This is a genomic window from Nostocoides veronense, assembly GCF_039531185.1.
In the GTDB taxonomy this organism is placed as follows: domain Bacteria; phylum Actinomycetota; class Actinomycetes; order Actinomycetales; family Dermatophilaceae; genus Nostocoides_A; species Nostocoides_A veronense.
Window position 1 is genome coordinate 39,281 of sequence record NZ_BAAAPO010000068.1, and the last position, 13,814, is coordinate 53,094.

Annotated in this window: 15 protein-coding genes, 2 tRNA genes and 2 pseudogenes; 12 read left to right on the top strand and 7 right to left on the bottom strand. The window is 68.9% G+C overall.

The window, feature by feature from the left end; all coding sequences use genetic code 11:
* The first annotated feature begins 112 nt into the window (after positions 1–112).
* From ABD225_RS18420 to trmB, 4 genes are read left to right on the top strand one after another with little or no spacing between them, the layout of a single operon-like run.
* On the top strand, positions 113–754 hold the full coding sequence (locus ABD225_RS18420) for a mycothiol-dependent nitroreductase Rv2466c family protein (RefSeq protein WP_344089104.1): 642 nt from the start codon (positions 113–115) through the stop codon (positions 752–754).
* Position 755: 1 nt separating this feature from the next.
* The gene (locus ABD225_RS18425; protein WP_344089106.1) at positions 756–1,232 is read left to right on the top strand and encodes a ribose-5-phosphate isomerase; all 477 of its coding nucleotides are present in this window, start codon (positions 756–758) and stop codon (positions 1,230–1,232) included.
* Positions 1,233–2,345 carry a PP2C family protein-serine/threonine phosphatase gene (locus ABD225_RS18430; protein ID WP_344089109.1) on the top strand — a complete coding sequence of 371 codons (1,113 nt, stop codon included), beginning with the start codon at positions 1,233–1,235 and terminating at the stop codon, positions 2,343–2,345.
* Positions 2,342–3,076 (top strand): tRNA (guanosine(46)-N7)-methyltransferase TrmB, encoded by a 735-nt coding sequence (gene trmB / locus ABD225_RS18435; protein ID WP_344089112.1) that lies wholly within the window; start codon positions 2,342–2,344, stop codon positions 3,074–3,076. The genes ABD225_RS18430 and trmB overlap by 4 nt, the downstream gene beginning before the upstream one ends.
* A 7-nt stretch (positions 3,077–3,083) precedes the next feature.
* Here trmB and ABD225_RS18440 read toward each other — a convergent pair whose 3' ends face one another.
* Complete coding sequence (locus tag ABD225_RS18440; protein WP_344089115.1) at positions 3,084–3,266, bottom strand: hypothetical protein; 183 nt, start codon at positions 3,264–3,266, stop codon at positions 3,084–3,086.
* A 13-nt stretch (positions 3,267–3,279) separates the two neighbouring features.
* Between ABD225_RS18440 and ABD225_RS18445 the strand changes: the two genes are divergently transcribed.
* A complete protein-coding gene (locus ABD225_RS18445) occupies positions 3,280–3,975 on the top strand; it encodes a hypothetical protein (RefSeq protein WP_344089118.1) in 696 nt (231 codons plus the stop codon).
* On the opposite strand, the gene ABD225_RS18450 is transcribed toward ABD225_RS18445, so the two are convergent.
* The 4 genes and pseudogenes from ABD225_RS18450 to ABD225_RS18820 form a co-directional block, all read right to left on the bottom strand.
* Complete coding sequence (locus ABD225_RS18450) at positions 3,918–4,841, bottom strand: N-acetylglucosamine-6-phosphate deacetylase (protein WP_344089121.1); 924 nt, start codon at positions 4,839–4,841, stop codon at positions 3,918–3,920. The genes ABD225_RS18445 and ABD225_RS18450 overlap by 58 nt on opposite strands.
* Entirely contained in the window at positions 4,841–5,017 is a 177-nt protein-coding gene (locus ABD225_RS18455; protein ID WP_344089124.1) for a hypothetical protein, read from the bottom strand. Before ABD225_RS18455 ends, ABD225_RS18450 begins: the two co-directional genes overlap by 1 nt.
* Positions 5,014–5,448 (bottom strand): carbohydrate ABC transporter permease, encoded by a 435-nt coding sequence (locus ABD225_RS18460; RefSeq protein WP_344089127.1) that lies wholly within the window; start codon positions 5,446–5,448, stop codon positions 5,014–5,016. Before ABD225_RS18460 ends, ABD225_RS18455 begins: the two co-directional genes overlap by 4 nt.
* 13 nt (positions 5,449–5,461) lie before the next feature.
* A pseudogene (locus ABD225_RS18820) lies at positions 5,462–5,551 on the bottom strand (hypothetical protein); the annotation flags it as partial.
* A gap of 427 nt (positions 5,552–5,978) precedes the next feature.
* On the opposite strand from ABD225_RS18820, the gene ABD225_RS18470 reads away from it, so the two are divergent.
* Together ABD225_RS18470 and ABD225_RS18475 are read left to right on the top strand one after the other, a co-directional pair.
* Positions 5,979–6,049: transfer RNA gene (locus tag ABD225_RS18470), tRNA-Gly, on the top strand.
* A gap of 115 nt (positions 6,050–6,164) precedes the next feature.
* Positions 6,165–6,241, top strand: a tRNA-Pro gene (locus ABD225_RS18475).
* Between the two features lie 43 nt (positions 6,242–6,284).
* On the opposite strand, the pseudogene ABD225_RS18480 reads toward ABD225_RS18475, so the two are convergent.
* A pseudogene (locus ABD225_RS18480) lies at positions 6,285–7,488 on the bottom strand (IS3 family transposase).
* Between the two features lie 127 nt (positions 7,489–7,615).
* Here ABD225_RS18480 and ABD225_RS18485 point away from each other — a divergent pair.
* The 4 genes from ABD225_RS18485 to ABD225_RS18500 all read left to right on the top strand — a co-directional run bounded on the left by ABD225_RS18485 (position 7,616) and on the right by ABD225_RS18500 (position 11,012).
* Positions 7,616–7,951, top strand: a complete 336-nt coding sequence (locus ABD225_RS18485; protein ID WP_344089133.1) for a PadR family transcriptional regulator — start codon at positions 7,616–7,618, stop codon at positions 7,949–7,951.
* 2 nt (positions 7,952–7,953) lie between these two features.
* Positions 7,954–8,910, top strand: a complete 957-nt coding sequence (locus tag ABD225_RS18490) for an HAAS signaling domain-containing protein (protein ID WP_344089136.1) — start codon at positions 7,954–7,956, stop codon at positions 8,908–8,910.
* A gap of 4 nt (positions 8,911–8,914) precedes the next feature.
* A complete protein-coding gene (locus ABD225_RS18495) occupies positions 8,915–10,576 on the top strand; it encodes a nuclease-related domain-containing DEAD/DEAH box helicase (RefSeq protein ID WP_344089139.1) in 1,662 nt (553 codons plus the stop codon).
* Between the two features lie 64 nt (positions 10,577–10,640).
* Complete coding sequence (locus ABD225_RS18500) at positions 10,641–11,012, top strand: bleomycin resistance protein (RefSeq protein WP_344089142.1); 372 nt, start codon at positions 10,641–10,643, stop codon at positions 11,010–11,012.
* Positions 11,013–11,084: 72 nt separating this feature from the next.
* Here ABD225_RS18500 and ABD225_RS18505 read toward each other — a convergent pair whose 3' ends face one another.
* Entirely contained in the window at positions 11,085–13,412 is a 2,328-nt protein-coding gene (locus ABD225_RS18505; RefSeq protein ID WP_344089145.1) for a cell wall-binding repeat-containing protein, read from the bottom strand.
* 145 nt (positions 13,413–13,557) lie between these two features.
* On the opposite strand from ABD225_RS18505, the gene ABD225_RS18510 reads away from it, so the two are divergent.
* A complete protein-coding gene (locus tag ABD225_RS18510) occupies positions 13,558–13,791 on the top strand; it encodes a hypothetical protein (RefSeq protein ID WP_344089148.1) in 234 nt (77 codons plus the stop codon).
* Positions 13,792–13,814 lie beyond the last annotated feature (23 nt).

Consider the following 13,814-nt stretch of genomic DNA (forward strand, 5'->3'; position numbering starts at 1 on the left):
GGGGATACTCCTGGGTTCGGCGGGTGTTGGGAGCGCCGCAGGCGGGCTGCGGGCGTCGAGCCCATCCTGTCACGCGAGGTAGGCCCTTGCGCCGTAGCGTAGGTTTGGGGTCATGGTTACCGACAGTTCAGGATCTGCGGCCGCGCCGGCATCCGCCGAGATGTGGTTCGACCCGGTCTGCCCGTGGGCCTGGATGACCTCGCGCTGGCTGATGGAGGTCGAGAAGATCCGTTCGGTGCAGGTGACCTGGTCGATCATGAGCCTCGCAGTCCTTAACGAAGGCCGCGACCTGCCCCCCGACTATCGCGACCTGATGGACCGCGCCTGGGGTCCGGTGCGCGTGCTCATCGCGGCTCGGCAGGCCCACGGTGACCAAGTCATCAAGCCGCTCTATGACGCCCTGGGCGAGCGGATCCATCACCAGGCCAATAAGGATTACGACGCGGTCATAGCCGAGGCGCTCGCTGAGGTCGGCCTGCCCGCCGAGTTGGCTGCGGCCGCTACGAGCACGGAGTATGACGAGGCGCTCACGGCCTCGCACGAGCGCGCCATCTCGCTGGTCGGCGACGAGGTCGGCACCCCCGTCATCGCGGTTGACGGCATCGCCTTCTTCGGCCCGGTCATCTCGCCAGCCCCCAAGGGCGAAACGGCCGGCCGCCTTTGGGACGGCTGCGTGCTCGTCGCCGGGACGCCCGGTTTCTACGAACTCAAACGCACCCGGACCACCGGCCCGATCTTCGATACGGAGGCCTGAGATGCGCGTTCATCTCGGCGGGGACCACGCGGCATACGACCTGCTCGGGGAGCTTGTCTCCTTCGTTGGCGAGCTGGGGCACGAAGCGATCAGCCACGGACCGTTCGTCTATGACGCGCAGGACGACTATCCCGTCTTTGTGCTCCGCGCGGCCGAAGCCGTTGCGGCCGAGCCAGACTCGCTGGGGATCGTCCTCGGCGGCTCAGGCAATGGCGAGCAGATCGCCGCGAACAAGGTGGTGGGGATCCGGGCCGCCCTCGCCTATAACGAGGAACTGGCGCGTCTGGCCCGCGAACACAATGACGCGCAGGTGCTCTCGATCGGCGCCCGGATGAATACGGTCGAGGAAGCCAAGGCGATGGTGGCAGCCTTCCTGGGCACCCCGTTCTCCCACGATGCCCGTCACCAGCGGCGCATCGACATGCTCAGCGCCTACCAACGCGACGGTCGTCTGCCGCCATTGCCTGAGCCGGCCTAGATGGCGACCCACGCCGCGACGGAACGGGTGACCTCCCGGACCGCGCAGGCGCAACGCTGGCTGGCCTCCGCCGCGGCCCACGGGCCCGCGGAGCCGGTTCGGCTGGTCGTGCTGTGTCTCGCCGCGCTCGCGGTCTCGGTGCTGGTCTGGCGCTGGCCCAATGATGTGCCGCGCGGGACGCTCGCGCCCCTGGTCGTGCTTGCCGGCCTGGGCCTGTCGCTGCATCGACTGTTGATCTTCTATGGGTGGCTGGTCGGCTGCTATCTGCTGACCTTGACGGTGGGTGAGCCGGCCCTGTGGCGCAGTGTGTCGGTGGCGGCCGCGCTTGCCTCGACCGCCGCCGCGATGTTCTTCGTGGCTCGGGCCCGCGAGGGGCTGGGGGTTTATGGCACAACGGGCGAGCATCTGTTGCGGGCACTGCATGCGGCGCAGGGACAGTTCGGGGCGATCCCGCCGCTGCCCGAGGGCTGGCATGCGGAGTGCGCCGTCGACGGGGCATATGGCGATGCCTTCCGCGGTGACATCATCCTGTGCGCCGAAGGCTTCCATCGCCGGCACGCCGAGTTCGCGCTCGTCGATGTCAGCGGAAAGGGCCTGCGGGCCGGCACCCGCGGGATGACGACCTCGGCAGCCTTGAGCGGGCTGCTGGGCCAGGTCGAGCCCTGGCGCTTCCTCGACGCCGCCAACACCTTCCTCGTGCGCCAGGCCTGGGCCGAGGGTTTTGCCACCGCCGTCCATGTCGACCTCGACCCGGTCTTCGGCCACTTCTCGGTCAGCGGTGCCGGGCACCCGCCCGCCATGCAATTCCGGGCCGCGACAGGTACCTGGCGTGAGGTCACACAATCCCAGGGCCCGGCACTTGGGCTGATGGAGGGCATGACCTTCCCCCGCAGCAATGGCGAGATGCAGACGGGCGATGTGCTCGTGCTCTTCACTGATGGCGTCATCGAGTCCCGCGAATCCGACCTGGCCGATGGCATCGACTGGGTCGGTGGGCTGGCGGAACGCTTTGTGCGAGAAGGCAGTTTCTCGGGACTGGCGCAGGAACTCGTCGATTCGGCGCGAGGCGGGGTGAACGACGATCGCGCGGCGCTGGTGATCTGGCGCGGATGAGCGAGCCCGAATCCCCTTCTCGCGCACCGGATTCCCTCATCGGTGGCGGGTGGCCACTCGACGTCGAGAATCCGCGTCCGATCCGCACCTTCACGCCGCGCTATCGGGTCTCTGATCTGACCCGGCGCCGGCTGGAGGACTTGCTCCCCGCATATCGCGTGGAGCAATTGCCGCTCGACCCGGAGCGCGAGTTCGGGCGCCTGGCGCCGCTGGTGCTGGAGATCGGCTCGGGGCATGGTGGCGCGGCGATCGGGTATGCCGCGGCGCACCCGGACCATGATGTCCTGACGGCGGAAGTGCACCTGCCCGGGGTCGTGCGGATGCTGGCTGTCGTCCAGGATCAGGGGCTGACCAATGTGCGGGTGTATGCCCGCGATGCCATGGAGCTGCTCGGCGGCGGGATCGCGCCGCACAGCCTGCGAGCGGTGCATCTGTTCTTCCCTGACCCGTGGCCCAAGGCGAAACATGCCAAGCGGCGGTTCGTCCAGCGGCGGACCATCGAGGCGATCGCCGGGGTGCTCGAGCCGGGCGGGGAGCTGCTCATCGGCACCGACCACCCGGTGTATGCCGACTGGACTCGCGATCAGCTTGCCGCCTTCGGGCCCGGTCGCGTGGAGCAGATCGAGCGGCCGGCGTGGAAGGACGATGACGGCTTCGAGCGCAAGGGTATGGCGGCCGGTCGCCCCCCGCTCTACCTGCGGGTGACCTTCGAGCGCTGTGGCTGGCGCTAGAGCGGCGTTAGTGGCGCCGCGGACGCATGACGGCGACCCCGAGGCCGGCAAGTCCGGCCAGGGCGAGGCCCACGAAGGTCTTCTTGATCAGGTCCCAGTTGGTGCCGCCATTGAAGATTTCGCTGGCGATGGTCCCGACCTTCTCCTGGATGCCGGGGCCTTCGCTGGTCTCGTCGTCGCTGGGGACCACGACCTCGTCTTCGGTGCTGGTCGAGGAGGACGTGGAGGTCGAGGTGCTGGTCGACGTCGAGGCGGGGGGAGGCGTCGAGACCGTGCTGGTGGACCGGGGGGTGGTCGAGGTCGAGGTGCTCGTGGTGCTCGACGACGAGGGCCGCGGCGTGACCGAGGTCGACGACGAGGAGGGCGGGCTGAAGGTGCTGGTCGACGATGTAGGCGGCGTGAAGCTGGTCGTCGTCTCGACCGGGGTGGTCGTCGAGGTCTCCGGGGGCGTGAAGGTCGACGTGGAGGACGTCGAGCTCGGCTCGGTCGTCGTCGTGGACGTCGAGCTCGGCTCGGTCGTCGTCGTGGACGTCGGCTCCGTGGTGGTCGTCGTTGTGCTGGTCTCCGGCGGCGTGAACGACGTCGTGCTGCTGCTCGTGGAGGACTCCGTGCCGGTCGCGAAGGCGATCCCCGCAGCAATCGGGTTGCCAACTCCGGCGGTGGCGGCGGGCGCAAGCGCCAAGCCTCCGGCGAGTGCCATGACGGCAACCGGAAGGGATATGGCCCGTCGGGAACGGGACGATCCGCGGTGGCGATCAGACATGGCGGCATTTCCCCTGAGGCGACACAACACGAGAGGAAACCGGCAGATTTCCCGCAGGCATCCTACCAGTCAGCCTGATCACACCAGTCCCAGCCGACTCCCGAGCACCACGCCCGGCGTCGCGGTCGCGGCCTGATCTGCGAGTTCTGCGTCGAGACCGGCCGTCGCGATCGCCCAGTCCCGGCAGGTCGGCAGGCTGCTCGTGCTTCCCGCGATCGAGCCGCCGTCGACCAGTCGGGCTACGCCCTCGCTGACCCGGACGGCGAGTTCGCCGAGGAGATAGTCGCCATCGCCGAGGCCGGTCGCCGACATGGCATCGGAGACGAGCGCGATGTGCTCCGGCCCCAGCAGATCGAAGACCATCCCCACGACCTCGGGCGCGACATGCACCCCGTCGGCGATCAGCTCGACGATCACCTCGCCCTGTGCCGCGGCGGCGAGGGCGGCGGCCACCGGGCCGCCATCGCGGTGGTGCAGGGGCGGCATACCGTTGAAGAGGTGCGTGATCAGCGGCGGCCCGCTTCCCGCGTCGAGGGCGAGGTCGATGGCGGTGCGCACCTGCGCTGCGCTGGCTGCTGTATGCCCGATCGCCGGCCGAATCCCGTGCCGCACCAAGGCTTTCGCGAAAGCCGCGGCGCCGGGCAGCTCCGGGGCGAAGGTCCAGTGCACGATCGCGCCGGGGGCTCCGGCCTCAGCCACGGCGTCGGCGAGCCGGTCCACAAGGGCGCAGTCGGGGTCGATCAGCGCGCCCGGGTCGTGGGCGCCGCGGCGGTCGTGGGCGAGGCAGGGGCCTTCGAGGTGGATTCCGAGGATCGTGCCGTCGGCGACGAGCGGCGCAAGCACCCGGACCTGCTGCTCCAGCCGGTCCGGTGCGGCGCTGACCAGGCTGGCGACGACATACGCACCCTGGCTGCGGTGGTAGGCCGCCGCCCGGCGCGAGGTGGCCTCATCGGTGCCGAAGTTCGCACCGAGGGCGCCGTGGCAGTGCAGGTCGAGCAGCATCACTTGATGCTGCCCGCGTTGTAGGCCGCATTGGTCAGGATCAGGGCGGCATAGGTGTTGATCAGCGTCAGCTCGAAGAACTGGCGATAGAGCCCGACGACCAGTGACGTCGGCGCGAACATCTGGGTGACCAGCACGAGCAATAGGAAAGGCGTGCGGCCGGGGACAGCGCTCATCGGCGCGTCTCCTCACGCCAGTTGATGATCCGCAGATAGAGCATCACGACCAGCAGGATGAGCAGGCCATTGATGACGCCGGCGTCGGCCGACATACCGACATCCTTCTCCTGTCTCTTGAAGGCCAGCTTGTACATGAACGTGATCGTCGTGTCGTGGAGGAAACCGGGATTGCAGTCGTTGAGGGTGTAGACGATCGGAAAAGAATTGAAGACGTAGATCGCGTTGAGGACGGTGGCGACCATCAGCGCGGGACGCAGCAGCGGCAAGGTGATGCGGCGATAGCGCTGCCACGGGCTCGCGCCGTCGACCGTCGCCGCCTCCTGGATGTCCTCCGGGATCGCAGACGGGCCGGCGATGAAGACGAAGATCGTGAACGGCAGCGAGACTGGCGTGCAGGGCCCGCGCGACGGCGAGATTGACCGCGACACCAGCCTTCATATCGCAGGCGCCCCGGCCGTGTACGGCGCCGTCGCGGATGGCGCCGGAGAACGGATCGCCGTCGGTCCACTGGGCCAGATCGCCCGTGGGCACGACATCGGTGTGGCCTTGGAGGATGAGTGCCGGTGGCTGGTGAGGGTTGCCGGGGGTGGTGCCGACCAGGCCATAGCCCTCGCTGCGCTCGGCCTCAGTGCCGGGAAAGTCGGGGTCCGCGTGCAGGGCGTCGAGGTCGAGGCGCCAAAGGTCGGTTTCCAGCCCGACCTCCTCGAAAGCGCGCGCCAGTGCTGTTGTTCGGACTCGACATCGGTGCCGGTCACGCTCGGCGCGCGGACCAGGGCGACCAGATCGGCGACCAGCCGGTCCTCGTCCAGGGCGTCCAGGGCCTGGCGCTGGTGCGCGGTCAGGGGAGCGGGCGGCATACGCCGGAGTCTAGGGAACCGGCGGATTAAGCGATTTCGGGCGCCTGCGGCGGGCAGGTAGGCTGGCCCTCGCTTCGTGCGCGCCCCGGCGCGGACGGCGCGCGGGCGTAGCTCAATGGTAGAGCCTCAGTCTTCCAAACTGATTACGCGAGTTCGATTCTCGTCGCCCGCTCCGGGACGTGTTTGCCCCTAACCTCTGCTAGCAGACGTTAGTCGAATCCGCACAGCTTGCACGGTGCGCGGAGTTGATTAAGTTCTGCTAGCAGAGGTTAGTAGGGCCCCCGCCCCGGGGTATGGCGCAGGTTGGTAGCGCGTCCGCTTTGGGAGCGGAAGGCCGCCGGTTCAAATCCGGCTACCCCGACCATGGAGTATGTCCGCTGGGGTTGTCACCGTTTGACGGACATCGGTTATGCGGCTTGTGCCGCGGTGGTGATGTGGTGTTCGAAGGCTACCGGGGTGTAGCCGAGGGCTGAGTGGCGTCGGCGGCGGTTGTACACGGTCTCGATCCATTCGGTGACGCCGTGGATTGCGGCGGCGTGGGTGGTGAACTGGTAGCGGTGGTAGAACTCGGTCTTCAGCGTTGACCAGAAGCTCTCTTGTTGCGCGTTGTCCCAGCAGACGCCGGTGCGGCCGACGGACAGTCGGACGTTGAGAGCTTCGGCCGCGTCGTGGAGTTGCTGCGAGGTGTATTGGCAGCCGCGGTCCGCGTGCAGGATGACCCCGTGGGTGTCGCCGTGGCGGAAGGTCACGGCGCGGCGCAGGGCGTCCTCGACGAGATCGGTGTGCAGGCTGTCGCTGAAGGCGTACCCGTGGACGCGTCGGGAACAGCCGTCGCGGATCGCGCACAGGTATAGCCAGCCCTGCCCGGTGGCCAGGTAGGTGATGTCGGAGGTCCAGACTCTGTTCACCTCTCCGGTGTCGAAACGCCGCTCGACCAGGTCTGGGATCGCGTGTGGCGAGGGATCCACAATCGTGGTGACCGGGTGCCAGGTGCGAGGGCTGATGCCCTCGATCCCGGTGCGGCGCATCACTTTCGCCGCCGTCTTCACCGAGACCACTTCCCCGGCAGGGCGTAACTCGGCGGTGATTCGCGGGGCCCCGTACGCCCCGTCGGAGTCCTTGTGCGCACGACGGACTTCGTCCGCTAACGCCAGCAGCCGTGCCTCGCGCGGCCCGGGCCCGGCGTGTTGTCGCGTGGCCCAGTCGTAATACCCCGACCGAGACAACCCGGGCAGGTCACACATGCGTGAGACCGTCACCGACGGCCCCGTCCTAAGAGTGGCCTTCTCCGCGTGGATCACCGCGAACGCTGTGTCGGGTTCGATGCGTTCTCCGCTGCGAAGAAGGCCGCTGCTTTTTTCAGGAACTCCCGATCCATCCGCAGCTGCGTGTTCTCCGCCCGTAACCGCTCCAACTCGGCCCGCTCGTTGATATCGACCGCCGGCGGCGGATCCTCCATCCGAGCCCGCTCATTCGCGACCCACCGACCAGCAACTGCTCCCCGACCCCGATCTCGTCCGCGACCGCACGCGCCGTGCGTCCCGAATCGATGACCAGACGCGCGGCATCACGCCGGTACTGCGGGGTGAACTTCCTGCGACTAGCACCCATAAGGGCATCCTCTCCCGCCAGCCGAAGCTGGCCAGTCAGGATGTCCGTCAAACGGGGTCAACACCAGGCAGCCAAGGCAGCAATGTGCATTAGACAATAGTGTGTGGCACATAGTATGGTGTGAGGCATGGCTACCGAGGAGACGCTGGCGACGCACAGCCAGGAGTTGCGCCGAGGCACGGTGGTGCTGGCTGCCCTCGCGAGCCTGGGGGAGCCGCGTTATGGCTATGCCCTGCTCGAGCACCTGGCCCAGGCCGGGATCGAGGTCGAGGGCAACACGCTCTATCCGCTGCTGCGCCGACTGGAGAGGCAGGGGTTGCTGACCAGCCAGTGGAATACCGACGAGAGCCGGCCGCGCAAGTTCTATGTGCTCACCACAGCTGGCGAGTCCGCTCTCGCGGAACTGATGGGCGAATGGCGTGGCCTGACCACCGCACTCGAGACACTCACGACAAGGGGATGACGATGACTTCATTGACCGACCGCTATGTGCACGCCGTCACGGCCCATCTGCCCGAGGATCAGCGTGCCGATATTGCCGCCGAGTTGCGCGGCACGATCGAGGACACCGTGGCCGCCGCGCCGCCGGGGACCGACCCGTCCGCGGCCGAGCACGCGGCGCTGCTGACGCTGGGAGACCCGAGCACGCTCGCGGCGAGCTATCGCGGGGTCGGCCGGGTGCTGATCGGCCCGCGGCTGTATCCCGCGTGGCGACGCACCATGACGATGCTGCTCAGTTGGGTGCCGCTGCTCGCCGGTGCGGTCACCCTGCTGTCGGGACTGGGGGACTCCGGCTCGCTGGTCGACCTCCTGGGCAGCATTGTCAGCAGTGTCTTCGTCGCCACGGTGATGGTGGCCTTCTGGGTCACCGTGGGTTACGCGATCGCCGAGCGCAGCGGGAGCGAGGTCATCGACGGGTTCGGCAGCGCCGAGGACTGGGACCCTGGCGACCTGCCGGAGCCGCAGGCGCGCCAAGTCTCCTGGGGTGAGGGCATCGCCGCGGTCATCCTGGAGGCCTTCGTGCTGACCCTGGTCCTGCTGCCCGGGCGCCTTGGCGGCTCCGTCGATCAGGTGCGCTGGGGGCAGATCTTCACCGACACCGCATACTCCCTGCGCTGGGTGCTCGCCGCAGGCCTGGCCGTGAGCCTGCTCGCCTCGGTCCACGTTCTGGCCCGCGGACGCTGGTCCTGGCCCACCGCGATCGCCAGCCTGGCCGGCACGCTTCTCTTCACCGCGCCGCTGGTGTGGCTGGCCGGGCGCAACGACCTGATTGCCTGGGACACCCTGCCGACGAACTGGCCCTATCACGAGGCCCTTGGCGACCAGGAGCGGACCATGCGAGTCCTGGTGCTGGTGCTGCTGGCCATCGCGCTCTGGGAGATGGTCGACGCCATCCGCAAGGCCGCGCGTTCGCGACACTGAGGCCATGACCGTCGACGCCCCCCGCGCCATACCCCCGGATCCGGTCTGGCGCACCGAGTCCGAACAGCTGGTCTGGGAGCAGCTGATGGCCCAGGCTCCACCGGACTGGACCATCCTGGCCAACCTCCCGCTGACCGATGCGCAGCGCGAGTACGAGATCGACCTGCTCGTGCTGATCCCGGGGGTGGGCGCCGTGGTGATCGAGGTCAAGGGCGGCTCGATCGAGATCGACCAGGCGGGTCAGTGGCGCCAGCACACGGCATACGGGGTCACGAACATCGACCCCGTCGCCCAGGCGACCAGCGCGAAGTATGCAGTGCGGGCGTATGTCGAGAGCGACCCGCGGTGGAGCCGCGGGCGGCTGCGGTGGGGGCACGCGATCGTGCTGCCGTATTCCAGCGTCGATGCCGATTTCGCGCTGCCGGACTGCCCCCGAGCCCTCGTGCACGATCGCGACGACCTGGCGCAACTGGCCGAGCGGCTCCGCGCGCTCCGGCCGGAGCACGGCCTCCCGGCTCCGACCCCGCGGGATACCGACCAGATCGTCGAGATCCTTCGCGGGCGCAATCTGCCGCTGCGCGATGTGGTGGCGCTCGCGGGCGAACGGGAGGACCGAGCCGAGCGGCTGACGGCAGAGCAGGCGATGATCCTGGACGTGACGCGCCTGCTGAACCGGGTCGAGATCCGCGGAGGGGCGGGCAGTGGCAAGACGTCCTTGGCCCTGGCCCAAGTCCGCGCGCTGACCGCCGGACGTGCGGAGCGACGGGCGCAGCGGGTGGCGCTGCTGTGCTATTCCATCGGCCTGGCCTCCTACTTCACGCGGATCACCCAGTCCTGGCCGCGGAATCGGCGGCCGGCCTTCGTGGGCACCTATGAGGAGTTCGCCGGCTATCTCGGGGTCGCTGACTTCGGGGACCGGGAGAATATTGCGTTCTGGGAGAACGATCTTCCGGCCCGAATGCGCGAGCTGGTCGAGGAGCTGCCACCGCAACGGCGCTTCGACTCGATCGTGGTGGACGAGGCGCAGGACTTCGCCGACGCCTGGTGGCTGCCCCTCCTCGGGGCGCTGGTCGATCCCGACAGCGGCGGCCTTTTCGTCTATTCCGATGAGAACCAGCGGGTCTTCCCGCGCTTCGGTCGCCCGCCGGTGCAACTCGTCCCGCTGGTCCTGGACCACAATCTGCGCAACACCAAGCAGATCGCCGACGTCTTCGCCCCGCTGACTCCGAGTCGGATGCGATTCCTGGGCGGCGACGGGCCCGAGGTGACCTTCATCGCCTGCGCCCCGGCGACGGCCATGGACGTCGCCGACGACCAGATCGACCCGCTGCTGGACGAGGGCTGGCGCCCCGAGGACCTGGCGCTCATCACCACCGGCCGGCGCCACCCCGAGCAGGTGGCCCGGCAGGAGGCGGACGGCCAAGGCAGCTACTGGGACAGCTATTGGGACGCTGATCAGGTCTTCTACGGGCACGTGCTCGGCTTCAAGGGACTCGAGCGCCGGGTGGTTGTGCTCTGTGTCAACGAGTCGAACGCCCACGACCGCAGCCGGGAGAAGCTGTATGTCGGGCTCTCCCGCGCCACCGACCGACTGGTCGTCGTGGGCGACCCCGAGGTGATCCGCGAGATGGGTGGTCCCGAGGTGGCCAAGCGCCTCGGGCTCTGACCGGGGTGACAACCGGCGCACGCCGACCCCCTCACGGCCACCGGGCCGGGCCTAGGCTGGCCGGATGCCGGATCACGCGACTCCCAACCTGCCCTCGAGCGACTTCGAGGCGACGGCCCAGTTCTATGGGCGTCTCGGGTTCACGACCGGCTATCGGGACGAGGGCTGGATGATCCTGACCCGCGGTGGCCTGACCTTGGAGTTCTTTCCGTGGCCGGACGTCGACCCGGCGACCAGCAATATCAGCTGCTGCCTGCGGCTGGACGATGTGGATGCCTTCTATGCCGTATGCCGTGCTGCCGGCCTCCCCGAGACCACCCGCGGCTGGCCCCGGATCCACCCGCCGCGACGCGAGGACTCGGGCCTGCGGATAGGCGCCTTGATCGATCCGGACGGAACCCTGCTGCGGCTGGTGGGCAACCCCGCGCCCGCCTGACCTGCCGCGCGCGAGCCCGCCGCCGCCCCGCCCGGCGCCGCCCCCGCCCGGCGCCGCCCCTCGGCGGCCGCCTCAGCGGGTGACATAGGCCGCGAGGTCCGCCTCCACCTGCGTGGTCACGGTGGCCGGGCCGCCCAGGACGACGATCCGCCGAGGCTTGAGGCGGCGCAACTCACTCGCGATGGCATCCGGGATGTCGCCGGTGCGCACCAGCAGGACCGGTGACGCATTCATCCCGGCCACCGGAGCCCCGGACAACGCATCGGTGAAGACCAGTCCGCTGGCCACGAAGACGCTCCCAACGCCCGGCCGGAAGGTCGCCTTGGAGATCGCCGCCGAGGCGCTATAGCGGTCCGGTCCGGACCACCGCACGACCCGGTCGGATGCGAAGGATGCCAGCTGATCCTGCACCGAAGCACTCACACTCGCCGGCCCGCCCACGATGACAATCTGCTTGGGGCGCAAGCGTTTCAGCTCGGCGACGATGGGCTCGGGCAGGCGATCGGATCGCGTCAGCAGCATCGGCCCCGGGGTGAGCCCGGCGACCGGCGCCCCGCTCAGCGCGTCGCTGAAGACCTCGCCGGAGCCCACGAAGGCGCGCTCCACGCCCGGGTCGAAGATGCTGGCCGAGATGGCGGCCGAGGCGGCATACCGATCGGCGCCCGCCCAGCGCACCACCGGCTCAACGGCATACGCACCCACATCGGCGCGCACCGCCTCGCTGACGGTCGCCGGCCCGCCGAGAACGACGATGCGCGTCGGCTGCAGGCGCCGCAGTTCGGCGGCAATGGTGGCGGGCAACGAATCCCGTCGCACCAGCAGCACCGGAGCGCCGAGCATCGCCGCGACCGGCGCCCCGCTCAGGGCGTCGCTGAAGACCTCGCCGGAGGCGATGAAGGCGGTGCCGACCCCGGCGGGGAAGCTGCGCGCGGAGATGGCCGCGGAGGCGGCATACCGATCCGGACCGTCCCACCGATCCACCCCGTCATCGGCAGTCAGAGTGACGTCGACGACGGCCGCGCTCGCGCTCGCGCTGACGAAGGAGAGTGTGACGCCATGCTCGGCGAAGGTGTAGCTCTCCCCAGGTTCCATCCCCGGATGCCAGGCGTAGTTCTGCGGGTCGGCATCGGGGTGGAAGTCGAGCACGTCGATCTCGCCCCACTGACCGAAGCGGCCGTCCTGGCGGCGCACGATCAGCCCGCCACCGGGATCGTCACGGGTGACCCCGGACGGATCGACATAGCTCAGATCGTCGGTCCAGGCATCGAGCCCGGTGCTCGTGCGGTATTCGGCGAAGTATTCGACCTCGCCGAAGCGGAGGCGGAAACCGCGCACTCCGGACGTGGCGGCGACCGGATTGAGGGTGATCCGCTGCGTGGACGTGAGCAGCGGATTGTCCGCCGGCGCGAGCACCCCGAGGCGCTCCTTGTTGATCGTGGCGATCATGCCGGGCATGTTCAGCGGGGCGCCCATCAAATCCCAGGGATCCTGATAGGTCTTCTGGTCGCAGTTCGTCGAGAGCGTGACATTGATGGTGCGGGTGGGGTTCCAGCATTGCAGGTATCCGCTGTGCCACAGCCCCAGGTTGTGGCCGTACTCGTGGACGAAGAGCGAGGCTTCCCACGCCTGGCCGTTGATCCAGCTGACCAGGTCGCCATCGGCGCTGGTCCCCACGGTCGCCAGGCCGCCCCACGGGCAGTCCGGTGCGGACTGCATGAAGACGACGAAGTGATGCAGCTCGTCCCGCGGCGTCGATGGGGCGAAAGCCCGCGCCTTCGTCAGCATCGCGGGGTAGTCACAGCTGGTGATCTGCTCTCGGGAGAGGCTGATCTTGTTCCAGCCCAGCACCGTGTCGGTGACGAAACGGATCTGCCCGGCGGTCGCCGTGTCGTAGTAGGTGGCGACCTTGCCCATCGTGGTGCTCAGGGCCGAGACCGGGTCCGGCACATCCGGCGGTGGCGTCGTCCAGTAGACCGGCACGATCGTGACGCGATGGGTGCCCGGTATGCGCGGCTCGGGCCCGGTGCTCTCCAGCCCGACCAGGCGGGCGGTGCCTGTGCGCAGTGATTGCGCGGCCGAGTCCGGGTCGGCGGCTCCGATCCCGGCCAGGTAGGCCGTGACCGCCCCCGGGCGCACCCCGCGCGCCTGGGATTCCGGGATCTCGATCGTCGTGCCGCCAAGGGTGAGGTGGTGACGGATCGGCATCGCCGTCCCCTTGGCATCGCCGGCGGTTGGATCGCTGACGATCGTGCTCAGCCGACCGGGAATCGCGACGCCACCCTGGGGCGGGCTCGCCGCCGGGCTCCCCGCAGCGCCGACTCCCAGCGCCAGGAGCGTTGCGAGGGCAATCAGCAGCGCCCGCCAGCGAAGCGATCGGGTGTGCGCTGGGGCGTTCGTCATCGGTCCCTCCCGGATGGCGGCGGCATCGTCGTCGTCCTGTTCACGCCTGGGGCCTGACGACGGTTTACCGCTTCGGTCACGTCCGATTGTGCGCTTCGCTCTCGCCGGTGGCAGTCTGGAGTCAGTCCGCAGATCCGAGGATGCGATGAAATCCCAGGAAGCCAAGGAACTCGGCCAGTTGGCCGGCCAGCAACTCCGGCAGGTGACCGGGGTGGTGCTCGGGCTGACTCCGGTGCTGGTGCGCTACAACTCCGGTCTGCGTATCTCCGACAACGGGGCTGCCTTGGGGGCATTGCTCGCCGATCTGGTCGCCGGGTGGCCGGTGCCGCTGACCCGGATCGCGCACAGGTATAGCCAGCCCTGCCCGGTGGCCAGGTAGGTGATGTCGGAGGTCCAGACTCT